This is a genomic window from Cytobacillus sp. OWB-43 (genome assembly GCF_034651445.1).
Classification (GTDB): domain Bacteria; phylum Bacillota; class Bacilli; order Bacillales; family Cytobacillaceae; genus Cytobacillus; species Cytobacillus kochii.
This window is the reverse complement of the sequence record NZ_JAYEFF010000007.1, coordinates 102,463-126,513: the sequence shown is the minus strand read 5'-3', so window position 1 is coordinate 126,513 and position 24,051 is coordinate 102,463. Positions and strand designations below refer to the sequence as shown.

Annotated in this window: 23 protein-coding genes; 17 read left to right on the top strand and 6 right to left on the bottom strand. The window is 37.4% G+C overall.

The genetic code is table 11. From position 1 onward, the window contains the following. The first annotated feature begins 121 nt into the window (after positions 1-121). Genes U9M49_RS19770 through thrB form a run of 3 tightly spaced genes read left to right on the top strand, consistent with a single transcriptional unit; the run spans position 122 to position 3,410 of the window. Positions 122-1,420, top strand: coding sequence for a homoserine dehydrogenase (locus U9M49_RS19770; RefSeq protein ID WP_095372021.1), 1,299 nt, complete (start codon positions 122-124; stop codon positions 1,418-1,420). Then, complete coding sequence (thrC, locus tag U9M49_RS19765; RefSeq protein ID WP_322910426.1) at positions 1,417-2,481, top strand: threonine synthase; 1,065 nt, start codon at positions 1,417-1,419, stop codon at positions 2,479-2,481. The genes U9M49_RS19770 and thrC overlap by 4 nt, the downstream gene beginning before the upstream one ends. Beyond that, positions 2,478-3,410: a homoserine kinase gene (thrB, locus tag U9M49_RS19760; protein ID WP_322910425.1), complete on the top strand. Its 933-nt coding sequence runs from the start codon at positions 2,478-2,480 to the stop codon at positions 3,408-3,410. Before thrC ends, thrB begins: the two co-directional genes overlap by 4 nt. Positions 3,411-3,435: 25 nt before the next feature. On the opposite strand, the gene U9M49_RS19755 is transcribed toward thrB, so the two are convergent. Continuing rightward, positions 3,436-3,675, bottom strand: a complete 240-nt coding sequence (locus U9M49_RS19755) for a NifU family protein (RefSeq protein ID WP_095372024.1) — start codon at positions 3,673-3,675, stop codon at positions 3,436-3,438. Between the two features lie 154 nt (positions 3,676-3,829). Between U9M49_RS19755 and U9M49_RS19750 the strand changes: the two genes are divergently transcribed. After that, entirely contained in the window at positions 3,830-4,153 is a 324-nt protein-coding gene (locus U9M49_RS19750) for a YuzD family protein (RefSeq protein ID WP_095372025.1), read from the top strand. Positions 4,154-4,223: 70 nt separating this feature from the next. On the opposite strand, the gene U9M49_RS19745 is transcribed toward U9M49_RS19750, so the two are convergent. Beyond that, the gene (locus U9M49_RS19745; protein ID WP_307318358.1) at positions 4,224-5,750 is read right to left on the bottom strand and encodes an AbgT family transporter; all 1,527 of its coding nucleotides are present in this window, start codon (positions 5,748-5,750) and stop codon (positions 4,224-4,226) included. 356 nt (positions 5,751-6,106) lie between these two features. Between U9M49_RS19745 and U9M49_RS19740 the strand changes: the two genes are divergently transcribed. Continuing rightward, complete coding sequence (locus tag U9M49_RS19740) at positions 6,107-6,715, top strand: DUF3221 domain-containing protein (protein ID WP_095372027.1); 609 nt, start codon at positions 6,107-6,109, stop codon at positions 6,713-6,715. Positions 6,716-7,597: 882 nt separating this feature from the next. Here U9M49_RS19740 and U9M49_RS19735 read toward each other — a convergent pair. From U9M49_RS19735 to U9M49_RS19725, 3 genes are all read right to left on the bottom strand, one after another. After that, entirely contained in the window at positions 7,598-8,770 is a 1,173-nt protein-coding gene (locus tag U9M49_RS19735) for a hypothetical protein (protein ID WP_322910424.1), read from the bottom strand. 270 nt (positions 8,771-9,040) lie between these two features. Then, complete coding sequence (locus U9M49_RS19730) at positions 9,041-9,784, bottom strand: GNAT family N-acetyltransferase (RefSeq protein ID WP_322910423.1); 744 nt, start codon at positions 9,782-9,784, stop codon at positions 9,041-9,043. A 533-nt stretch (positions 9,785-10,317) separates the two neighbouring features. After that, positions 10,318-11,385, bottom strand: coding sequence for an NAD(P)/FAD-dependent oxidoreductase (locus U9M49_RS19725; protein ID WP_095372031.1), 1,068 nt, complete (start codon positions 11,383-11,385; stop codon positions 10,318-10,320). A 262-nt stretch (positions 11,386-11,647) separates the two neighbouring features. Between U9M49_RS19725 and U9M49_RS19720 the strand changes: the two genes are divergently transcribed. Beyond that, positions 11,648-11,878 carry a DUF1450 domain-containing protein gene (locus tag U9M49_RS19720; RefSeq protein ID WP_224938063.1) on the top strand — a complete coding sequence of 77 codons (231 nt, stop codon included), beginning with the start codon at positions 11,648-11,650 and terminating at the stop codon, positions 11,876-11,878. A gap of 122 nt (positions 11,879-12,000) precedes the next feature. Next, complete coding sequence (locus U9M49_RS19715; RefSeq protein ID WP_322910422.1) at positions 12,001-12,363, top strand: iron-sulfur cluster assembly accessory protein; 363 nt, start codon at positions 12,001-12,003, stop codon at positions 12,361-12,363. Between the two features lie 185 nt (positions 12,364-12,548). Here U9M49_RS19715 and U9M49_RS19710 read toward each other — a convergent pair whose 3' ends face one another. Continuing rightward, positions 12,549-13,538 carry an NAD(P)/FAD-dependent oxidoreductase gene (locus tag U9M49_RS19710; protein WP_322910421.1) on the bottom strand — a complete coding sequence of 330 codons (990 nt, stop codon included), beginning with the start codon at positions 13,536-13,538 and terminating at the stop codon, positions 12,549-12,551. A gap of 431 nt (positions 13,539-13,969) precedes the next feature. Between U9M49_RS19710 and U9M49_RS19705 the strand changes: the two genes are divergently transcribed. The 10 genes from U9M49_RS19705 to U9M49_RS19660 all read left to right on the top strand — a co-directional run bounded on the left by U9M49_RS19705 (position 13,970) and on the right by U9M49_RS19660 (position 23,861). Then, complete coding sequence (locus tag U9M49_RS19705; protein WP_095372035.1) at positions 13,970-15,184, top strand: NAD(P)/FAD-dependent oxidoreductase; 1,215 nt, start codon at positions 13,970-13,972, stop codon at positions 15,182-15,184. A 74-nt stretch (positions 15,185-15,258) separates the two neighbouring features. Then, positions 15,259-15,747, top strand: coding sequence for an NUDIX domain-containing protein (locus U9M49_RS19700; protein WP_095372036.1), 489 nt, complete (start codon positions 15,259-15,261; stop codon positions 15,745-15,747). Positions 15,748-15,911: 164 nt separating this feature from the next. Beyond that, positions 15,912-16,034 carry a YuiA family protein gene (locus U9M49_RS19695; protein ID WP_233435202.1) on the top strand — a complete coding sequence of 41 codons (123 nt, stop codon included), beginning with the start codon at positions 15,912-15,914 and terminating at the stop codon, positions 16,032-16,034. A gap of 174 nt (positions 16,035-16,208) precedes the next feature. Beyond that, on the top strand, positions 16,209-16,865 hold the full coding sequence (locus U9M49_RS19690) for a GntR family transcriptional regulator (RefSeq protein WP_095372037.1): 657 nt from the start codon (positions 16,209-16,211) through the stop codon (positions 16,863-16,865). A gap of 704 nt (positions 16,866-17,569) precedes the next feature. Beyond that, on the top strand, positions 17,570-17,965 hold the full coding sequence (locus tag U9M49_RS19685) for a thioesterase family protein (RefSeq protein ID WP_095372039.1): 396 nt from the start codon (positions 17,570-17,572) through the stop codon (positions 17,963-17,965). Between the two features lie 12 nt (positions 17,966-17,977). Continuing rightward, positions 17,978-19,114: a Glu/Leu/Phe/Val dehydrogenase gene (locus U9M49_RS19680; RefSeq protein ID WP_322910420.1), complete on the top strand. Its 1,137-nt coding sequence runs from the start codon at positions 17,978-17,980 to the stop codon at positions 19,112-19,114. Positions 19,115-19,128: 14 nt separating this feature from the next. Then, positions 19,129-20,190, top strand: coding sequence for a pyruvate dehydrogenase (acetyl-transferring) E1 component subunit alpha (pdhA, locus tag U9M49_RS19675; RefSeq protein WP_095372041.1), 1,062 nt, complete (start codon positions 19,129-19,131; stop codon positions 20,188-20,190). Between the two features lie 2 nt (positions 20,191-20,192). After that, positions 20,193-21,209: an alpha-ketoacid dehydrogenase subunit beta gene (locus U9M49_RS19670; protein WP_233435203.1), complete on the top strand. Its 1,017-nt coding sequence runs from the start codon at positions 20,193-20,195 to the stop codon at positions 21,207-21,209. An 18-nt stretch (positions 21,210-21,227) separates the two neighbouring features. Further along, positions 21,228-22,436 carry a dihydrolipoamide acetyltransferase family protein gene (locus U9M49_RS19665; protein WP_322910419.1) on the top strand — a complete coding sequence of 403 codons (1,209 nt, stop codon included), beginning with the start codon at positions 21,228-21,230 and terminating at the stop codon, positions 22,434-22,436. Then, on the top strand, positions 22,437-23,861 hold the full coding sequence (locus U9M49_RS19660; protein ID WP_322910418.1) for a dihydrolipoyl dehydrogenase family protein: 1,425 nt from the start codon (positions 22,437-22,439) through the stop codon (positions 23,859-23,861). Positions 23,862-24,051: the final 190 nt, after the last annotated feature.

The following is a 24,051-nucleotide window of genomic DNA, read 5'->3' as shown; positions in this document are numbered from 1 at the left end:
GTTAATAGAAAAATAGAAAAAACTACGTTCTCCTATTGTCAAAGACAAGAAACAGGTCTATAATGTCTACTATACAAATACAAATGTACTTTCTATAAGAACAATCTAAGGGGGAACGGAAATGGAAGCAATCTCGATCGGTTTATTAGGTTTGGGCACAGTAGGTTCAGGTGTAGTAAAAATCATTGAAAGAAACCAGGATAAGCTTATGCATCAAATTGGATGCCCGGTAAAGGTGAGTAAAATTCTGGTGAGAGAGTTAGATAAAGAGCGAGAGGTAGAAATAAACCCAGAGCTACTTACAGCGAACCCTGATGATATCTTAAAGAACGATAATATAGATGTAGTCATCGAAGTGATGGGTGGACTGGAGAAAACGAAGGAATATCTCCAAGAAGCAATCAATCACCATAAGCATATTGTGACAGCTAATAAGGATTTAATGGCGGTTTATGGGCCGGAATTATTACAATCTGCTTCGGAAAATCAATGTGACTTATTTTATGAAGCAAGTGTAGCTGGTGGTATTCCTATTTTAAGAGGGCTAGTAGATGGTTTAGCATCTGACCGCATTACGAAAATGATGGGCATTGTTAACGGCACGACAAACTTTATTTTGACAAAAATGAGTAAAGAGGGCAGTGCTTACGAAGAGGTTCTAAAAGAGGCACAAGCACTTGGTTATGCAGAAAGTGACCCTACTGCTGATGTAGAAGGGTTAGATGCAGCTAGAAAAATGGCCATTCTATCAACATTAGGCTTCTCTATGAATATTGATTTAGATGATGTGAAGGTTAACGGGATTACGGAAATCACGGAAGAAGATTTACAATATGCGAAGCAACTCGGCTATTCAATGAAACTAATTGGGATCGCTCACCGAGAAGGCGAAAAAGTAGAAGTGAGTGTACAACCGACGATGTTAGCAGAAACCCATCCACTTGCGGGTGTACAGGATGAATATAACGCCGTATATGTGTATGGTGAGGCAGTGGGTGAAACAATGTTTTATGGTCCAGGAGCGGGAAGCTTACCTACAGCAACAGCTGTTGTTTCAGACTTGGTTGCAGTCATGAAGAATATGAGATTAGGAGTTAATGGAAGAAGTGCGGCAGTTCCACAGTTTGAGAAGAAATTAAAAGACGATAATGAAATTTTCGCCAAATACTTCCTGCGCTTACATGTAAGTGATGAAGTCGGTGTTTTCGCTAATATCACAAATATCTTCTCGCAAAGAGGTGTGAGTTTCGAGAAGATTCTACAAGTACCTGTCAAAGAGAAAGAACTAGCTGAAATTGTAGTGGTTACACACCAAGCATCGTTAGAAGACTATGAAAATATTATGCTTCATTTAAGAGACTTAGAGGCAGTAAAAGAGATTAAAAGTTCGTATCGTGTAGAAGGAGGAGCCAAACGATGAGATGGGAAGGCTTATTACAATCATATAAAGATTTTTTACCAATAACTGAAAATACTCCGATGCTAACACTAAATGAAGGCAACACTCCTTTAATTCGGTTAGATAACCTTTCAAGAGATTGGGGCATTGATTTATATGTGAAAACAGAAGGAGCAAACCCAACAGGTTCATTTAAAGACCGCGGTATGGTTATGGCTGTAGCTAAAGCGAAAGAAGCTGGAAGTGAAGCAATTATTTGTGCATCTACAGGTAATACTTCAGCAGCGGCAGCAGCCTATGCAGCGAGATCTGGTCTAAGATGTATTGTCGTGATTCCTGAAGGAAAAATCGCTATGGGAAAATTAGCACAGGCAGTCATGTACGGGGCAGAAGTGGTTTCAATTGAAGGGAATTTTGATCAAGCTTTATCAATGGTTAGAAAAATTAGTGAAACAGAAGCTGTTACATTGGTAAACTCTGTAAACCCTTATCGTCTTGAGGGGCAAAAAACAGCAGCATTTGAAATTTGTGATCAGTTAGGTGGGAAGGCGCCAGATATTCTCGCCTTACCAGTTGGAAACGCGGGCAATATTAGCGCTTACTGGAAAGGGTTTAAAGAATATCATCAAGCTAAACAAACAGGCCTACCAAAAATGCATGGATTTGAAGCAGAGGGTGCAGCAGCTATTGTTCATAATCGTGTTTTTGAAAACCCTGAAACAGTTGCTACAGCTATCCGTATCGGTAATCCAGCAAGCTGGGATTTAGCTGTGAATGCAGCGAAAGAATCGCAAGGTAAAATTGATGAAGTCAGTGACGAAGAGATTCTTTGTATGTATAGAAAATTAGCTTCATCAGAGGGGATTTTCGCTGAACCGGCATCATGTGCCTCTCTTGCAGGAGTATATAAGCAATTACGTAATGGAGAAATTAAGCATCAAACAAAAGTAGTAGCAGTTTTAACTGGAAATGGATTGAAAGATCCGAATACGGCGATTGATGCGAGTCCCGTTCAACCTGTGAAATTGCCAAATGATGAGCAAGCTGTGGCAGCGCATATAAAGGGAGTTGTCCACGTATGATGGCAGGTGAAATGCTAGTCATTGAAGTACCTGCTAGTACAGCAAATTTAGGGCCAGGCTTTGATTCCATTGGTTTGGCTCTCAATTTGTATTTGCGACTTGAGGTAACAACCCATGATCAATGGGAAGTCATTCCTCTTTCGGAAGGATTGATGACGTTTCCAACAGATGAGCGGAATTACATTATTCAAGTGGCTATGCAAACAGCAAAGAAATACAATCAGGAATGCCCACCTTGTCGATTAACGGTGAGCAGTGATATCCCCATTGCTAGAGGGTTAGGTTCAAGTGCGGCAGCGATTGTTGCTGGAATCGAACTTGCTGATACATTATGTGATTTACGATTAACAAAACAACAAAAGCTCGAATGGGCAACTGAAATAGAAGGACATCCCGATAATGTCGGTGCTTCCCTGCTTGGAGGATTGCTAATCGGTAGTCAAACAGATGATGGTGTAAACGCTTTATCACTATACCACCTTCAAGTTGATTTTGTCGTTTGTATCCCAACATCTGAATTATTAACGAAGAAATCGCGCCAAGTATTGCCAACGGAACTTTCTTATAAACAGGCTGTTCACGCAGGGGCAATTGGCAATGTATTTATTGCTTCACTTATTAGTGGGGATTATGAACAAGCGGGTAAAATGATGATGAAAGATCTTTATCATCAACCTTATCGTAAAGAAATTGTACCAGAGCTTGAAGGAGTAGAAAAAGTTGCAATGGCGAATGGTGCACTTGGTGTAGCACTAAGTGGCGCAGGACCGACTATATTATGCTTAGCTCGTGATGGGGAAGGACAAAAACTGGCAACGCTCTTGAGTGCAGGTTTACATGGAATGAAAGTAGTTCCATTGCAAATGGATTTAATCGGTAGTCGTATTTATAAAGAAAATAGTTCAAAAATAAAAAGCGATGTCATGTGACATCGCTTTTTTAATTAAGTAGGCATTAGAAAACTTGTTCTACTTCCACAACACCAGGAACTTCTTCTAAAAGAGCACGTTCAATACCTGCTTTAAGAGTAATTGTAGAACTTGGGCAACTACCACATGCGCCTAAAAGACGTAATTTTACAATCCCGTCTTCTACATCTACTAATTCACAATCTCCTCCATCACGAAGAAGGAACGGTCTTAATTTATCTAGTACTTCTTGGACTTGACCTGTCATTTCTGCTTGTTCTGCCATTTAAAATCGACTCCTTTCATATCTATATTATAATCAAGATAACCATAAAAATCTATGATAAGGAAACATTTACTTATGTCTGTTATTATACTATATTGTAAAATAGAATGAAGAGTGAAATTATTTTTTTTATTGAAAAAGGGGGAAGCATTTCATGGCTGACCAATTAGAGATTATTGTATATGGAGCAGATGTTCTATGTGCAAGCTGTGTGAATTTACCGTCATCTAAAGAGACATACGAATGGCTTGAAGCGGCACTGGCAAGAAAGTTTGAAAACCAAAAATTTAAAGTATCATATGTCGATATATTCAACCCACCATTAGATGAAGAAAAAAAAGCTTTTGCCTCTCGTGTAATTGAAGAAGATATGTTTTATCCCGTAGTTAAAATCAAAGATCAAATTGTTGGAGAAGGTAATCCTAGGTTGAAAGTGATTTATGCGGAGATGGAGAAATACGGATTTACAGCGGTGTGAATGAAAAAAAGATGCAACCTCTGACCTCAGATGAATGAGATAGAGGCTGCATTTTTTGTTAAAAAAGCATTTATTCATACATAATCGGTGCACCTGGTCCAAGCTCTATACCAAGTAACATCCACACAATCAACATAAGTGTCCATCCGACTAAGAAGAACATTGAATAAGGAATCATTGTTGATACAAGCGTACCAATTCCCATCTTTTTATCATATTTCTGTGCAAAAGCAATAATAATGGCAAAATACGTCATCAACGGAGAAATGATATTTGTTGATGAATCTGCAATTCGATAGGCCATCTGAGTAAGTTCAGGTGAATAACCTAATTGCATCATAATTGGAACAAATACCGGAGCCATCATTGCCCACTTTGCAGAAGCACTGCCGATAAATATGTTAATAAATGCAGCAATAAGAATAAAGACGATAATTAATGGAATGCCTGTGAGGTTAATGTTTTGTAAGAATTCAGCACCATAAACCCCTAGAACTAATCCAATATTAGATTCATTAAAGTAAGCGACAAATTGTCCCGCTGTAAAAGCTAGTACAATAAACATTCCCATTGACGCCATTGTATCAGAGAGTTGATTTGCCACATCTTTATCATTTTTAATCTCTCTAGTAACCATGCCATAGACTAAACCTGGAATAAAGAAAAGAATCGCAATAATTGGTACTAAAGAACTCATGAATGGAGAGGAGATAATTGGTTGATCACCAGTACCACGCATTGGAGCACCTTCTGGTAAAACGAGTAATGCTGCTAAAATAGCCCCTACTACAATTGAAACACTTGACCAGATTAACCCCTTCTTTTCGATAGCTGTTAACTTTTCAACTTTTTCCCTGTAGTCGCCTTTATATTCCCCAAGTCGTGGTTCAACAATTTTTTCTGTTACCCACGCTCCTATAACTGTCAATAAAAACACAGAAACAATAATGAACCAATAATTCATGGCAATGCTCATACCTTCTGCATAAACAGGATCTATAATTGCAGCACCTGCAATGGTTAGCTCCCCTAATAATGCATCTGTACCTGAAAGTAAAAGGTTTGCACTAAATCCTCCTGATACCCCGGCAAAGGCTGCAGCTAATCCTGCCAATGGATGTCTACCTACTGCTGCAAAAAGAAGTGCACCAAGTGGCGGTAATACAACATATCCTGCATCGGAAGCGACACTAGACATGATTCCTGCGAACACTAATCCTAGTGTAATAAATCGCTTAGGTACTGATAAGACAAACCCACGTAATAAGGCACTAATAAGTCCTGAGCGCTCAGCAATACCTATCCCTAACATCGTCACTAAAACGACACCTAGAGGGGCAAACCCAATAAAGTTATCTGTCATACTAGAAAATATATATTGGATACCTTCTGCACTTAAAAGGTTAGTAATTTCAACCATTTTGCCTTCTTCGCCCGGGTGCTCTACCCTAATTCCTAGTTGTGATAGACCAGCAGATAATAGCAAAACAATTAATGACAATATTGCGAATAAAGTGACGGGATGAGGCAATTTGTTACCAATTGTTTCAACACTATCTAATGAACGCTGCAAGTAACCTTTTCTCTTTTTCTTCATTTATATTTTCTCCCTTCTTTCTATTTAGGAAATATTTTGAATATAACCTAACTATTTTGTAAGCGCTTCTTTGCCATTATAAAGGGCAAGTCTCTATAAGAAAATAGAAAGAGAGAAAGTAAGAAAACTGTTATTTTTGTAAAAATTCATATCATTATAAAGGAATTTGGTTTTTATGTAAAAAAACAACCATTATAGCAAGAGAATACTGTGGTGATACTTAATTTTGTCCTGAAGAGAATACGTATTGATAAAAGGATATTTTATGAAATGCCCTTTATTAGTTGAAACTTTTGAAAGCTAAATGAGTCTAATTTTTAAAAGTGATAGAAAAAAAGTAAAAAAGGAGAAACGGAATGAAAGGTTTTATTGTCATGTTTTTATTGCTTATGGGATTGAATTATTTCGTTTATATGCATTTGTCCTCCGCTTCTTCTGAATATGGAAAAAGATCACAAATAGGGTATCTTCTATTAGATAAGCATATGTTAATTGGTGATAAAGATTTTCAACAGGCAGACCTTCATCTTGATGTAAATCGTTTAAAAGAAAAGTACGACACTATCTACTATCTATCATATAAAGCATCTCAGCTTCCAGAGGGTATAAAGAACGGCGATAAAGTGAAAGTAAGCTATAGTAAGATATCTCAAACAAAAATTCCTCAAATCGCTGTAAAAGCTATGGAACTGTATACATCATCTTGTGAAAAAAAGAGTGTACTGGTAGGACATATTTATATAGAAGAAAAAATCTTAATAGAAGATGGAAATCTCCATGCCAAAGACATCCATTTAGATATGGATGAATTACAAGCAAAATACCAAATTGTATTATTACATATAGAGTCACCACTTCTTCTAGAGGGGATTGTTAGTGGTGATCAAGTAGCTATCGGATATAGTCGCATGCTTGAATCTTATCCACCAAAAGCATTGGTCACCTGTATAGAAAAATTGAATTAAGTACGTTTGTTTCATAAGTGAAATAATGGTAATACCCGAGGGTGTTTTATAGTTATGATAGTCGTTTGTTCAAGCGAAGTATAACCATCATAGTTTAAATTTTGGTTCAATTCTATATATCCTTCTGGAGACCAAAAACCTCCATTATTTCTGAAGTACCAATTATTACTTTCTGTAAAAACATTGTATTTATGCTCAGTAAAGACATCTAAAAAGAAACTTCCGCCTTTCTTTAAAACTTCTAAAAATATGTTGTAATAATTTTTTTCGGTCAATAGGTGCAAGAGCGCCATAATCACTGTATATATAAGTGTCGCAAAGTCATATTGATTTTCGTCAGTTATATTTAAGTAATTTTCATTACGATCATATATTAATTCCTTCTCTAATTTTAAACACAAAAAACCGTAGAGATTTTACTCTACGGTCTAAAAAGAAGAATCCATCCGGAGAGCAAAATATCAATTTCGAGCATAACAAATAAGCATTTATTCATACCTATTTATTTTGCTTCAAATTGATTGTTTCACCTTTCTCCAGTCATAATAAAGTTCACGAAAATTAAACTTCTTCTATGCCGAACCTCTTCACCTAACCTTCTTGTGTTTTCATAAATAAAATTAACTACTATATTTTTAATTTCAATTATTAATATTAAGATGTGTATCACAACTACTGTGTATTATAAAATAAACGAATCGCTTTAATGCTTAAACCTTTAAAGCTAGTGGCAAGGGGGGTGAAAAAAATGTATTCCGAACCCCTGTTTAACTATTTCCCTCCTTATCGGAGCAGAAAACTTTCATTTGTAATCCAAATCAATGATTCTATAAAAGGCGAGTAAGTGGGAATGTTCGTTGTTGACTTACTCCTGTGGAAACCCTATCCAACCCTTTGTATAATAATTGCTGAACGATTTATGGCTTGATTGTCTACCCCTGTTCCAGCTAGCAAATTGATAGTTGCACTAAAGTTTCTAATGGTTACTATTCCTCCAGCAGGGATAGAAACGATTGTAAAACCGTTAAATTGACTTCTATCAGTATCTGGGAAAGTGACATATTCTTCACCAAAGAAGGAAAGGGGTTGGGCAGCACCGTTAATGGTTACTGCAAACGCAGAATTAATTGTGCCTCCCCCTGTTTCAGAACGTAATGATAAGGCATAGTCAATACGATAAACACCAGATACATTTACTACTATATTTGATGATACTGGTGTGAATGTGAAACCAGAAGTTGACGCTGGACTAGATAGATCGAAAATCACATCTTCATTTGTAGCAACTACTTGGTTTCCTCCAATTCCTGCAGCATTAAAGTACTGCGGTACAAAGGCTTCACCAGTTGGACCTGTTACTCCCGTTATTCCAGTTAACCCAGTAACCCCCGTTAAACCAATAGGCCCAGTCACACCGGTGAGTCCGGTAACCCCTGTCAAACCAATAGGTCCAGTTATACCGGTGGGTCCGGTAACCCCTGTCAAACCAATGGGTCCAGTTATACCGGTGGGACCGGTAACCCCTGTCAAACCAATGGGTCCAGTTATACCGGTGGGTCCGGTAACCCCTGTCAAACCAATGGGTCCAGTTACACCGGTGGGGCCAGTAGCTCCTGTCAAACCAATAGGTCCAGTTATACCGGTGGGCCCAGTAACTCCTGTCAAACCAATAGGTCCAGTTATACCGGTGGGTCCGGTAACTCCTGTCAAACCAATAGGTCCAGTCACACCGGTGGGCCCAGTAACTCCAGTTAAACCAATGGGTCCAGTTATACCGGTGGGCCCAGTAACTCCAGTTAAACCAATGGGTCCAGTTATACCGGTAGGCCCAGTAACTCCAGTTAAACCAATGGGTCCAGTTATACCGGTGGGCCCAGTAACTCCAGTTAAACCAATGGGTCCGGCCACACCGGTGGGACCAGTATCTCCCGTCAAACCAATGGGACCAGTTACACCGGTGGGACCAGTATCTCCTCTAATATAATAAGGTTTACACTTATATATATTGCATTCATTACAATTTTCATGTGAATGATAGTTAAATCCTAACAGCATTATCTTCCCCCCTTTTTTTGCTTTTACATATATTATTAAAATTAAGAGGAAAGAGATTGTATTTATACCTATTACTTACTAAACATATAGAGAAACTCGACTAATCATGTGCAATCTGATTCTTCTCATATTCCGTTTTCTCATCTTATCAAGGCAATCTAATTAAATGGTTTATACAATTGCCACGACTAAATTTCGCTCAACAAAAGCGCTCTATAATGGAGTAGTTGAGGATCTATAATTATCTGATATAGTTGAATTAGGATTGGGTCAAACATTTTTTTTAACTCTGTACCAATACTTGTAAATTTCCGAATAACCAATTTTAGAATAAAGCCTTAATGCAGGTTTATTATTCAAAAGAACAGCTAGGTAACTGTATTTAGCTCCATTTTCTTTCCCCCATTTTAGTAAATTCAATATCAACTGTTCGCCAAACCCTTGATTCCTATATTTAATGTCAGTGACAATATCATAAAGTCCTATGTAGTCCCTTTCTATAACCCCAAGACCACAGGCAATCACATCTGCTTTATAATATAGTGATATAAAGCACTTTTGAGTTGTAATATTGGACAACATTTGTACCATCGTATCCTTGTTTTTTTCTTCAACATTATTCAGTCTACAAAAATTATCTAGCCACTCAATATTAATATTTCTATCTAGTTTTACAGAATGGTAGGTTGGTTCTATGATGCCATTTAGCGCCATGGTTTGAACACTTGTACAATCAATTAAAGAATAAGCTTTTTCCTCCAAAATCTCATCTAAATTTTCTGGTTTAACAAAAGGCGTAATTTTAAATGTAGTACTTAGTTCATTATTAGAGTAGTTTTTCTCGCATTCTCTAATTTTTTGATTTAAATCATAAGTTGAATAATGGATAGGATTAATTGAATTAGCACGTTTCGTATAACCATTTGAAAATCGTAGTACCCACCCATCGTAAAGTAACGTAGATAATGGCTGCCAATTGTTCAAAGATAGTTCTTCAATAATTTTATAATTCATTTTTCCCTCCAGATAACTTTTGAATAATAATACATTACTTTGAATTAATATTCAATGATTAAAAACAATCCTTTTTGGGAGGAAAAGAGCAACAAAAGAGGAATTAGAAGAATAGGTACAACAATGCATTACGGATTATGCTTGCTGTTTCACCAGAAGCAATCCCAGTTGGGAGCCACTGAGTATCTTGGAGATGAATCACCTAAGGTATTGGCCTAGGCATTAAACCCGTTAGTTGATTTGATAGTTGCGAGTTTTCCTCTTTCATCCGTTGTTGTTGTTGTTGGTTCATGTTTTTTCATGTTAGAGAAAAGTGATAGAGCATGAACTGGAATTCAGTATGGAGCACTTGGATATGGATTATCAAATTATGCCAATGTTGTTGAAAGTTTTGAAGGCAATTGAAAGAGCAATATAAAAACCCAACAAAAAAAGTACAATCTCTAAAAGAAATTGTACTTCCTGTATTTAAAAGGATTGAAAAAACCTCTTAAATCAATAAATTATAAAACTGTAGATAATCAAGAGTTTTATTAACCGTTATGATATTTGTACATCCAAAGAATGCCTGATTTAATAAGGCGTGCTACTCGTCCTGTAATTGGACGTTCGGCAACTAAACCAAAGCCGTGTTTTTTACCTAAAGAACCCATGATTCCTTTTAGTTTTATTACTGGAAGGGTTTCGGGTAGTTCTTCATTTTTCCAACGTTTTAAAAGGACTTGTACAATTTGTTCTGCTTGTCCTTCAGCTAGTTGCGCACTTGGTGCGTGAGGAAGGCTTGCGCAGTCACCTACTACATATACATGCTCGTCATCAGGGATATTGTGATACTTGGTTAATACGACTCTACCCTGTTTGTCTTTTTCAACATCCATCGCACGTACAACATGTGTCGGCTGAATACCTGCAGTCCATACAACGACATCACTTTCAATCCGCTCATCATGGTTGTATAGAGCGCCTTCTTCGACTTTAGTGATATTAGAGTTGTTAATGACTTGTACGCTTCGAGAGTTAAACCAGTTTTGTACATATTTACTTAGTCTCTCTGGGAAGGCAGATAAGATGCGATTCCCCCGATCAAACAACTTGACCGTTAAATCAGGTCTGCTTTCATTTAGTTCAGATGCTAACTCGATACCACTGAGACCAGCACCAACAATCGAAACAATGGCACCGGCTGGCAAATTATTCAGCGTTTCATATGTTTTTCGTGACTTGGCAATAGATTGAATACTGTGAGTATATACATCTGCCCCAGGAACATTATGGTATTTATCTTCACAACCAAGTCCAACAATTAGATCGTCATATGAAATTGGTTGTTGATCGTTTAAATGAACCATCTTTTCTTTTGTGTCAATTTTTGTAATATCTCCATATTGAATGTTCAAGCGAGGGTGTTCTGGAAAAGCAACACGTACATGTTGATCGGAAATCGTTCCAGCGGCAAGTGCATAGTATTCTGTTTTTAAACAATGATAAGGTACCCGGTCGACGAGAGTAATCGAAACATCATCCGGCAGTTGATTCGGTAAAAGGCGAGCAAGCACTCGCATTCCTCCGTATCCTCCCCCTAGAATAACAAGATTTTTCATTTGCTGATATCCCCTTTATTTTGTCCGTTCTCATACAAGAAGATAATCTGATACAATGGAAAAAACACAAGTGTCCAAATTATCTTAAAAAAATAAATATAACCATCCATATTGCATAATCCCATAAAAAGTATAACGAAATTATCTCTAAATCACAACAGAAAACAAAAGGAAACTTATGTAGAAAGGACGGAGTAAAAATATTCTGATATTTATAGTTTCTTGAAAAGAAGGAAAAGGAAGCGAATAAGGAGTTAATATTATGAGGAAGATTGTTGTAGAATTTTGTATAACAAATATGGCCAATGGTTCTCACCATGCCTTTGCAAAGTTAAAAAAAGATTATGATTTAGATGTCATTGAATATGGCTGTTTAGGATATTGTGGGAAGTGCCGGCATTTATTATTCGCTTTAGTTGACAATGACATCATTCATGGGGAAAATGCGGAGGAATTGGTTTATAACATTTATCAACATTTAGATGAAGAATAATGTTCCTTTACTCTTTTGTTGCCATATAATAAGGTATAGGTACGTTAATGAAGGCAGTAAGTTTGTGAAACACTGTAAAGAAGTATATACTAAGCCTATAATATAAACTTGGAGGGATTATGATGAATCAAGTTGTTGAGATTACAGAAGCGGCAGCCCTTCACATTAAAGAAATGATGAAACAAAATGAAGAAGAGAACGCCAAGCTACGTGTAGCAGTAAAGGGCGGTGGCTGTAGCGGATTATCTTACGGAATGGGCTTTGCTCAAGAAGTAGAAGAAGACGACATTCCTTTTGAATTACATGGCCTTAAAATCGTTGTAAGTAAAGAAGATGCACCGATTCTACAAGGGACAAAAATAGACTATAAAGAATCCATGATGGGCGGCGGTTTCACTATCGACAACCCAAATGCGATTGCCAATTGCGGCTGTGGATCTTCTTTTAGAACCGCAACAAAGGTTGGTACGCCAGAAGAGTGCTAATCTTAGTGAAGAGATCTTTCCTTTATAAAGGGAAGGTCTTTTTTTACTTTGCATAATAATTTGAAGTCAGAAAGTCAATGTTTAATCCACCAGAAGTGTGGTTGGTAGGTATTATGTGAAAATGGTCAAAACTTCCTCCAGTTTAAGGGTGTAAAAAAACCCGGAATCACATCCGGGCCTTTCTTTTAAAACATTGAAGTACTATGTTTAGGCTGTACTCTTGCTTTAGGGTCAATATATGTTTTAGCGTGACTAACTGCGACTGGTGCTTCACCAAATCCACATGCAATTAATTTTACTTTTCCATCGTAAGTACAAATATCTCCAGCAGCATAAACACCTTCAATGTTAGTTTCCATCTTTTGATTTACAACGATAGAGTTCTTCTGAATGTCAAAGCCCCATTCTTTAATTGGACCTAATGAAGAGACAAAACCATAGTTAACAATAACGGCATCGACGTCGATAACTTCTTTTTCTTCTTCGCCTACTTTTTCAAGGATTACTTGGCTTACACCGCTTTCATCACCAACTAATTCAGCTGGAATATATGGTGTTTTGATATCAACTTTAGAATTTTCAAGGTTTTCTACACTATGTTCATGTGCACGGAATTTATCTCTGCGGTGAACGATTGTAACTTTTTCTGCGATAGGTTCAAGCATTAAAGCCCAGTCCACTGCTGAATCTCCTCCACCAAATATAACGACTCTTTTTCCAGCAAAATGATTGAGGTCGTTAATAAAATAATGAAGGTTTTTTCCTTCGTATTCTTTCGCACTTTCCAATTCTAAACGACGGGGTTGGAATGCGCCGTTACCAGCAGTAATAATGACAGATTTTGAAAAGTGGACATCTTTATCTGTCGTAATTTTGAATGTTCCATCTGCTAGTTTTTCCAATGTTTGTACAGATTGTTCTAAAGATATAGTCGGATCAAATTTGTCCATCTGTACAACAAGATTATCTATTAACTCTTGTGCGCGGATTTTCGGAAATCCAGCAACATCGTAGATATATTTCTCTGGATAAAGGGCAGAAAGCTGTCCACCTAGTTGAGGTAAGCTTTCAATAATGTTAACAGATGCTTGTCTCATCCCACCGTAAAAAGCGGTGAATAGCCCAGTTGGACCCCCGCCGATAATCGTGATGTCGTAAATCTTCTGTTCAGTCAAAGTGATTCCCCCTAAGTATATTTATGGTGTTTTAATTAGTTTACCATAATATTAGACTATTCTGTATCATTAGGTGTTGCATGAGGAAAAGATGTACCATCAAATGATCTTTTAAGAATAAGCGTTGACTAGAAAAATACGGTTAAATTTCCTTTAGAAAGGTAAAATGTGAAAGCGGTACCAATGTTGATTTTATAGTATTGATAATCATTATCAAATTAAAAAATCTTAAAATTCTTAAAGTGTCAATTTAGCTTGAAAATAAGATAGAAAAGGAATACTATGTAATAGAAGATATATTTATTAATTTTTTGTGACATTTTTCGAACATTTTTTTGTCCGTATTAGTGAAGAATATCACAATCTTTTATTTTATGAAAAATAGGAGATAAGAAGTACTATAAAATATATTAAAGGTGGAAGTGATACACTTGAAAAAGCCAAAAATCGTTATTTTAGGTGCAGGTTACGGTGGATTAATGACTGCAACTCGTTTGCAGAAACAAATCGGAGCAAATGATGCTGAAATTATTCTTGTGAATAAAAATGATTACCATTATGAAACAACTTGGTTACATGAAGCATCTGCTGGTACATTACATCACGACCGAGTACGTTATGATATAAGTAAAGTAATTGACAACGGTAAAGTTGAATTTGTAAAAGGTACTGCTGTTGAAATTAAAACAGATGAGAAGAAAGTTCTACTTGAAAAAGGTGAGCTTGAATATGACTATCTAGTAGTTGCACTAGGTGGAGAATCTGAAACATTCGGTATTAAAGGATTGAAAGAATACGCTTTCTCTATCTCTAATATCAATTCTGCGCGCCAAATTCGTGAGCATATCGAGTATCAATTTGCTACTTATAATACAGAAGAAGTAAAAGATGATACGCGCCTATCAATCGTTGTTGGTGGTGCTGGTTTCACAGGTATCGAGTTCCTTGGTGAATTAGGTAACCGTATTCCTGAATTATGCAAAGAATATGATGTACCTTTTGAAAAGGTGAAGATTGTATGTGTTGAGGCAGCTCCAATGGTATTACCAGGATTTGATCCTGAATTAGTTGAATATGCTGTTGCTCATCTTGAGAAGAAAGGTGTTCAATTCCGTATTGGCACAGCGATTAAAGAAGGTACGCCAGATGGTATTATCGTAGCAAAAGGCGAAGATGATGTAGAAGAAATTAAAGCTGGTACTGTAATCTGGGCTGCTGGTATTCGTGGGAATGCCATTATTGAAAAATCAGGATTCGAAGCTATGCGTGGACGCATAAAAGTGGATGAGAATTTAAGAGCACCTGGACATGACAATATCTTTGTTATTGGTGATAGTTCATTAGTAATTAATGAAGAAATTAATCGTCCTTATCCGCCAACTGCACAAATTGCTATGCAACAAGGTGAATTAGTTGCAAAAAATATTGCTGCACTTATTCAAAATAAAGAACTAGGGTCATTTACTTTTGATAACAAAGGTACAGTATGTTCTTTAGGTGAAGATGATGCGATTGGTGTTGTATTTGGTAAAAAAGTGGTTGGTAAAAAAGCTTCATTTATGAAGAAAATGGTTGATAACCGTGCATTATTAATGATCGGTGGCGCTTCATTAGTTGCAAAAAAAGGTAAATTCAACGTTCTTTAATGCGTTAAATATAAGAGGGCAAACGATATGTTTGCTCTTTTTTTTATAGATTAATTCATCTAAGGAGGGATAAAATGGGAAAAGTCGATAGAGGTAAAGTATGGCTTGGGGTTAGTGGTCTTTTAATCAATGAAAAGAATGAATGGTTAGTTGTAAACAAGAAATACGGTGGTTTAAAAGGAAAATGGTCATTACCTGCTGGTTTTGTAGAGCAAGATGAAACAGCAGATGAGGCAATAATTAGAGAAGTGAAGGAAGAAACTGGGCTAGCTTGTCGTGTGAAAGAGATGATAGGTCTTCGTACGGGTGTAATCAAAAGTGAAATTAGCGATAATATGATCATTTTTCTTTTGGAAGCTGATACAAATCAGGCAATTGTAATAGAAGACAAAGAATTAGATGATGTCCAATTTATGGATCCACTGGAACTTATTCATCATCAACCAACTTCAGTCATGATTCAGTATATATGGGAGAGCCTCAATCATAACAACAAAACATTAATTGATGGCATTAATCCTGGAGATCAATTTGGTTACACTTCTTATAAATTATTTTTGTAACCTCGTGATATATTGCATAATTTAAAGCATAAGAAAGATAATAATGCTTGTATGCGTTTACATAAAGGGTTTTTACTGTTTTTTGAACCTTTCCATTTTTGATATTTTTCTGTATTATTTAGTTATTATCAGAAAATTCAATTATTCCAAGGGAGATGAACAACATGACAGTAAAAAATGAATCTAAAGTTTGTATCTATTGTGCAGGTCAAGGGTATTTCCAACTGATCCTTGGAGGATCGGAAACATGTGCTTGTTGCGGTGGTTCTGGTAAACATGAAAAATAAATATAGCAACTGAATAAGGTGTAATGATAGCGCTCTAAGTTCTAGAGCGCTTTTAATTTTGTTAAAATACAGTAGAATTATCTCATCATGCTATCAAATATCAAAATTTTTAAATAAAATTCTGCTATAATAAAGTTTAGTAATTGGCGAAGTTTGTAATGGAGGTTGCAATTTATGCGTATCGTTAAACCTGAATCTCTGCATCAACAAGCATATCATATAATTAAGAGCGAAATTCTTGAAGGGGTATATCAACCTTCTGAGAGAATTGTAGAAGCAAAAGCGGCAAGTAAATTAGGCATAAGTAGAGGACCCGTTAGAGAAGCGATTCGAATGCTCATTCAAGATGGTCTCCTTGTATATAATGATGGCTATGTAAAGGTTTATACACCGACGGTTCAAGATGTAATAGATCTTTTCCAATGTAGAGAAAGTTTAGAAGCTCTTGCGATCAGCTTAGCTATTCATAATATTTCAGAGAATGAGAAAGAAAAGTTACAGGAGAATTTAATAGCTAGTTATCAGGCAAATGAAAAGAAAGATATAATCGAACTCGGTAAGCTCGACCAAGCCTTTCATGATATTATCATTTATGCCTCAAAGAATAAACAGTTAACAGAGTTATTAGAAATGATTCGGGCAAAGATTCATTATATGCGTAGTAATATGGTAAAGGAAAACTTCTATCCTACGTTAGTAGAAGAACATGAAAGAATTATAGACTTATTATTTAGCGGTGATGAAAAAGGAGCACAAGAATATATCAGGCAGCATATCAGAAAAGGGCTTGATGGTGTCCTTATGCATATTGATAAAAGCGTGTCTAAATAAAGATCAGCTACTCTAAGTAGAGCCCTACATAGAGTAGCTTTGTTTGATTATTAAGGCAGATTCTAAGTTTAAAGGTTTGATTGTAACACTGGTGAGACAAGTCAGCTTGTTTATTTTATCTGTAAAGTCTCCCGTATGGTGTGCTCTTCTTTGTAGTGACGACCATATATTTCTTTTGAGAGAAGGTCATTATAGAGAATTCAATGGTAATTTCCCATTCCTTTTACTAACTTAGTTAGGTTATTCATTCATAAAAATAGTGTACACATGATCCCGCCTATAGCTAAATTCATCCCCGCATTCGAGCTGGCTAATATTTGTTCTAGCAACAAACGCATATATACCTCCTCTGTAACTGAAAGTGATGAAGTTTTCTACTACTTCTTCTTCCTGTTGTTGCGTTATCCTTACTTGTTTAAATGCACAAAGTGAGTATGTCTTTTTCACCCTTTTTTTACATAAACTATGTATGAGGTAGAGCAATTTCAGCTTCATTTCATATCGCTCTTTCAAGTCAAACAAGGCGAATATTAAATTAAGAGGTATGTTGGTTAACTGTTTTCCGTTGACTAAAAATAGAAAATGTTGTAATATCCGAAATATAAAGAAAATTCAGAAGTGTGGTGTGGTGTAAATATTTTAACATGGGTAATTTTCTTTTGTTACTACAATGAAAGCGCATACAAAAAGGGTGGTGTGTAGCAATGAAGGATGGATTACATATTGGTCTATCAGAAGTAATGACAATAAATATCACAAAGGATATGTTTGCGCAGTTCGATGGAGAAGTTGTTCATCCCGTCTATTCAACTGCATCCATGGTGTATCACATGGAGTGGGTTTCTAGAAAAATCCTTCTTCCATTTCTTGAGGATCATGAAGAGGGAATGGGGGCAGCTGTCCACATGCAACATGTTGCTCCATCTGGGGAAAATTCTAAAGTGACTTTAACAGCGACCGTTACGACAATTACTGAACGTTCTTTAGTAACGGAGGTTATTGTGATGAATGAACTTGGACTAATTGGTAGAGGAGAAGTCAAACAAGCGGTTCTTCCGAAAGAAGTAATTGCGAAGAAAGTTTTAGCTACCAACAATTAAGGGGGAGCAAGGATGGAGAAGCTTAATCAGTCTCAAGAAGTAGGAAACGATATTTTTAAGAAGATGGCTAATCATGAACAAGTAGTCTTTTGTAATGACCCGAGTACAGGTTTACGAGCAATTATAGCCATTCATAATACCACATTAGGTCCAGCTCTTGGTGGAACGCGGATGTACCCTTATGAAAATATGGATGCCGCCTTAGAAGACGCTTTACGTTTAGCTGAAGGCATGACAGCAAAATGTGCAGCAGCAGATGTTGATTTTGGAGGAGGTAAGGCAGTCATTATTGGTGATCCGAAAAAGGATAAATCACCTGCCTTATTTCGTGCTTTTGGTCAATTTGTAGATTCATTGAATGGTAGATTTTATACAGGAACGGATATGGGAACAACGATGGAGGACTTTGTCCATGCTTCAAAAGAAACGCGATTCATTAATGGGATACCTGAAGCATATGGAGGTGGAGGAGATTCGTCCATCCCTACTGCTCAAGGGGTTGTTTATGCTATACAGGCAACTAATCATTATTTACATGGTACAGACCTTTTGGAAGGGCGCACATACAGTATTCAAGGATTAGGCAAAGTTGGGATGAAGATTGCAGAATCACTGCTTGAAGCTGGTGGTGATGTGTTTGTTACAGATATTAATCAAGAGGCAATAGCAGAACTTGTAGAAAAGGCAGAAACGTTAAGAGGTAATGTGCAAGTAGTTGATCATCTAGAGATTTACCGCGTATCGGCCGATATTTTCATTCCATGTGCAATGGGTGGAGTGTTAAACGAAAGAACCATCAGCGAATTAAGAGTCCATGCCATTGTCGGATCTGCTAATAACCAACTGGCACATTCTTCTGACGCCGCTCTTTTACATGATAAGGGTATCCTATACGCTCCTGATTATATTGTGAATGCTGGGGGGCTCATTCAAGTAGCAGATGAATTATATGGACCAAGTAAAGAGCGAGTATTGCAAAAAACAAGAACGATTTATCATACCTTACTACAATTATATCGAGAATCTGCTACAACTGGAAAGAACACAGTAGAAGCCGCCCAAGATCGTCTACAAAGACAGATGAAAGAACAGCAACATAGAAGCAACTTTTTCTCTCGGAATGTAAGACCTAAATGGGATTTTAAATGATGGGAGGCATTACTATGGAAAGTTATCCACTATATCAAATGATCGATGAGAACGGGGAATGGGTTAACAAGTCACATGAAGAAGAATTCAATGAGGAAAAAGTAAAGGAATTTTATTATCACATGTTGCGTATACGCACCTATGACCAGAAGGGGGTTGCATTGCAGCGTCAAGGGAGGATTGGTACGTATGTGCCTTTTCCAGGTCACGAAGGAGCACAAGTAGGAAGCGCACTGGCACTATCAGAAAATGATTGGATGTTTCCTACTTATCGTGATCACGGTGCCTCTCTCACATTTGGTGCAGATTTAGATCGGATGCTCCTTCATTGGAATGGTAGAATTGAAGGTTGTTTACCATCAAAAGAAAAGCGAATTATGCCAGCTTCCATACCAATAGCTACCCATTTACCACATGCTACAGGCGCTGCAATAGCGGAGGTGTATAAAGGAACTGACAACGCTGCCATTGCTTATTTTGGAGATGGTGCTACCTCTGAAGGTGATTTTCACGAGGGTTTAAATATAGCAAGTGTATTTAAGGCACCAGTCGTTTTCTTTAATCAAAATAATGGTTACGCTATTTCGTTACCTATTGAAAAACAGATGAATTCAGAAACGATTGCACAGAAAGCTGTTGCTTATGGGATACCGGGTGTGCGGGTAGATGGTATGGATGTTTTTGCTGTACATTATGCAGTGAAAGAAGCTTTAGAACGGGCGCGAAAAGGGGAGGGACCAACGCTTATTGAAGCAGTTGTTATTCGTTTTGGGGCACATACAACAGCAGATGACCCTTCAAAATATCGTGATCAGGAAGAAATCAATCGTCAAAAAGAGGCGAAGGATCCTCTTCTTCGGCTGGAAAAGCATTTGCAATTTCGCGGATTTTGGAGTGAAGAGTGGGTAGAGAGTATTCAATCTGATATACGTAAGGAGATAGAGGCAGCTGTAGAGAAAATGGAAAATGCACCTGCTGCTAACACAGACGACATGTTTGATCATGTCTTTAGAGAACCTACTTGGACGATATCAAGGCAAAAAGAACAATTAGGCTTGATTGGGGGGAATCGATAATCATGGTCATGTCAAATGAAATAATAAAAACGAAAGCAACAAGTCAGTCGTTGACGATGATCCAAGCAATCACGGATGGATTAAAGACGATGCTAGACAGTGATCAAAACACGATTATTATGGGTGAAGATGTTGGACGCAATGGGGGTGTGTTTAGAGCAACTGATGGTTTACAGGAGACTTTTGGCGAAAAAAGAGTCATCGATACACCACTAAGTGAAGCAGGGTTCGTCGGAACAGCTGTAGGGATGGCGTTAGCGGGACTAAAACCAGTCGTCGAAATTCAATTTCTCGGTTTTATCTATCCAGCATTTGAACAAATTGCGACTCATGTGACAAGAATGCGTATGCGTACACTCGGTCAATATCATATTCCCATGGTGATTCGCGCTCCATACGGTGCAGGAGTCCGCTCACCAGAAATCCATTCGGAAAGTGTCGAAGCATTATTTACACATTTACCAGGAATAAAAGTCGTGTGCCCATCTAACGCTTATGATGCAAAAGGTTTATTGTTAGCAGCAGTAGATGACCCAGATCCCGTCCTTTTTTTAGAACCGATGCGTCTATACCGTGGAAGTAGAGAAGAAGTACCTACGGGTGATTATCGAATTGAAATAGGCAAAGGCACTCGTGTGCAAGAAGGCAATGATGTCACCATTTTTGCTTGGGGTGCAATGATTCCATTAGTCATGAAAGTTAGTGAAAAAATGAAAAAAGACGGTATTTCCTGTGATGTGATTGATCTAAGAAGCCTTTACCCACTAGACCGTGACTTGATTGCTGATTCTGTGCAAAAAACAGGGAGAGTTGTCATTGTTCATGAAGGGCATGAGACAGGCGGGTTAGGTAGCGAAATTATTTCTATAATAAATGATACTTCTTTTCTATATTTGAAAGCACCAGTGGAGAAAGTGACTGGCTTCGATGTACCTGTGCCATTATTTTCTTTGGAGAATGATTATTTACCATCAACAGAACGAGTAGAGACAGCAATTCGTAAAGCTTACACATTTTAGAGGGGAGGGTGAGATGATATGACTGATGTGAAATTTAGCGATATAGGTGAAGGAATGACAGAAGGAGAGATTATCCATTACTTTGTCAAAGAAGGAGATACAGTAGAGATAGATCAGCCATTGGTTGAACTACAAACAGATAAAATGGTGGCTGAAATCCCTGCTCCCTCAGCTGGTGTCATCACCTCCATTCCTTTTCAAACAGGAGAAGTCGTTACGGTTGGAACGGTGATTATGACAATCGATAATGGACAGAGCCTTGCAAAGAGAGAAGAAGTAGTGATTGAAACCGTTCCACCGCGTAAGGAAAAAGAAGTTATTGCTGAAGCGAATGGGAATCGCTATCAACGTATACTTGCAGCACCTTATACAAGAAAAATTGCAAGAGATCTAAATATAGATATAGAAAGAATTGTTGGTACAGGACCAGCGGGAAGAGTAATGGATGATGATGTGTATCAATTTGTGGAAGGATATCGTGCTAAAGAAACGAAAAAAGAGAGAACAGAGCCACAAGTAGAAACAACAAAATTAGAGGAGACTATTCCTTTTACAGGAATTAGAAAAGTCATCGCTCAACGAATGAGTCATTCTCTACAAACAATTCCTCATGTTACGCATTATGATGAGGTCGATGTCACCCAATTATTAGAAGCAAGAAATGAATTAAAGGATTTAGGTGATCGCCTCTCTCCAGCCGCATTTTTCTTGAAAGCAGTTGTTATCTGCTTAAAAGAACACCCATTATTTAATGCAAGATTAGATGAAGAAGCAGGTGTCATTCGGTTGTTAAAGGATTATCATATAGGTGTGGCGACACAAGGAAAAGAAGGTTTAATGGTACCGGTCATTCACCAAGCTAATCAAAAGTCAGTCCGGGCGATCCATGAGGAGATGAAATCGTTAACGAAAAAAGCACAAGAAGGTAAGCTAACTCCTGGTGATATGAAGGGTGGAACTTTTACAGTTAATAATGTTGGCCCCCTTGGCCGCGGGACAGGGGCAACGCCAATTATCAATCATCCTGAAACAAGTATTATTACCTTCCATGCAGTGAAGAAAAAACCGGTAGTAAATGCTAAAAATGAAATCGTTATTCGTTCTATCATGAATATTTCTATCTCTTTTGATCATCGCGTCATAGATGGTGCGCAATCAATTGCTTTTTCTAACCGTTTCATTGAACTAATTGAACAACCAACAAAACTATTAGTGGAGCTGATTTAAATGGTTGTAGGCGAATTCGCTGAAAAGCGGGATTTAATCATTATTGGAGGCGGTCCTGGAGGATACAACGCGGCGATTCGAGCAGCTCAATTAGGGTTGAAGGTAACTTTAGTTGAACAGAATGAATTGGGCGGTGTTTGCCTGAACTCAGGTTGTATACCCTCAAAGGTTTACGCGCAAGCTGCAAAGAAGTTAGAAGCGCTAGGGCATTATGCTTCTTTTGGTATTGCTATTGATGAACCTACTTTTGCTATTGAATCGTTAAATGATTATAAGAATATGACAATTGAACGGTTGCGTAAAGGGGTAGAAGAACTTTGTAAAGCAAACCAAATTGAGTTAATTCGTGGCAAGGCTCAATTTATAAATCAAAAGCGTTTAGGTATTGAAATGTCTCATCATTTTGATTTATATGATTTTGAGAAAGTCATTATAGCGACCGGAAGCACTGCTGAAATACCAACAGAGTATCGCTCTGCCAAAATCCTAACAGAAGCTGAACTTTATCGGTTAACGGAGATTCCTCCTCATCTTATCATTTATGGTCATAGTTATATTGCATTAGAAGCGGCCTTTACTTATCGTCAACTTGGTGCAGATGTGACCCTCATTTTAAATAAAGAAAATTTCTCATTTGATGAAAGTATTAATAGGGAGTTACAGCGATTATTAAAGAAGCAAAAAATCAAAGTATACCGTGATTATCAATTAATAGATATAAAAGAAAGTCATACTCTCTTGCAGCTGAAGTTATCTAAATCAGACCAGGAGATCACATGTGAAGGTAGTCATGTATTTATGGAAGGAACGCATCATGGGAATATCAAGACCCTCGATTTACAAAGAATAGGTGTGGAATGTACAACTGATGGTTTTATTAAAGTAAACCAGCAATTACAAACAAATATACCGACAATATACGCTATTGGTGATGTCACGGGTGGCGGGCAATCGGCTGTTAAGTCAATTAAAGAAGGAAAAGTGGTCGCTGAGAGGATAGCTGGCTTGAATAGTGAAGTGGATTTAAGCTTAATGCCATCAGTTGCCCATACAATACCACCTCTTGCAACAGTGGGGATGACAGAACAAGAAGCAAAAGAAAAAGGGTTAAACATTGCTGTTAGTCAATTCAATTATAGCGGCAATGGCTATGCGATGGTGACTAGTGAAAAAAGTGGCATCATGAAAATTATTAAAGATGCAGATAATGATGTGCTACTCGGCTTTCATGCCATTGGTTCTTCAGCTATTGAATTAATTAGTACAGCAGTCACAGCCATGGAACTCGTTGGTCGTGACGAAGACTTAAATTTCCCACTGTACCCTCACCCGAGTTTTAACGAAACCATTTTAGAAGCTATTGAGGGCTTGAATAACCGTGCGATTCATATGAAACCGAATGAGAAAAAATCCGTTAAGGTGTGAACAGTAATCATAATGAAGCTAGGCGTGCGTACTTGATGGGCACTTCTAGCTTTTTTACATTTTCAATGCTATTTAAAGGTAAATTTAACTTTAAAGTAGAAAAATCTTTATTTTTTGTCATTTCTATTGTAAGAACATGTTGACGCATAGAGAGAAGTTTCAGTAAACTTAATATTGATGTGCAAGGGAG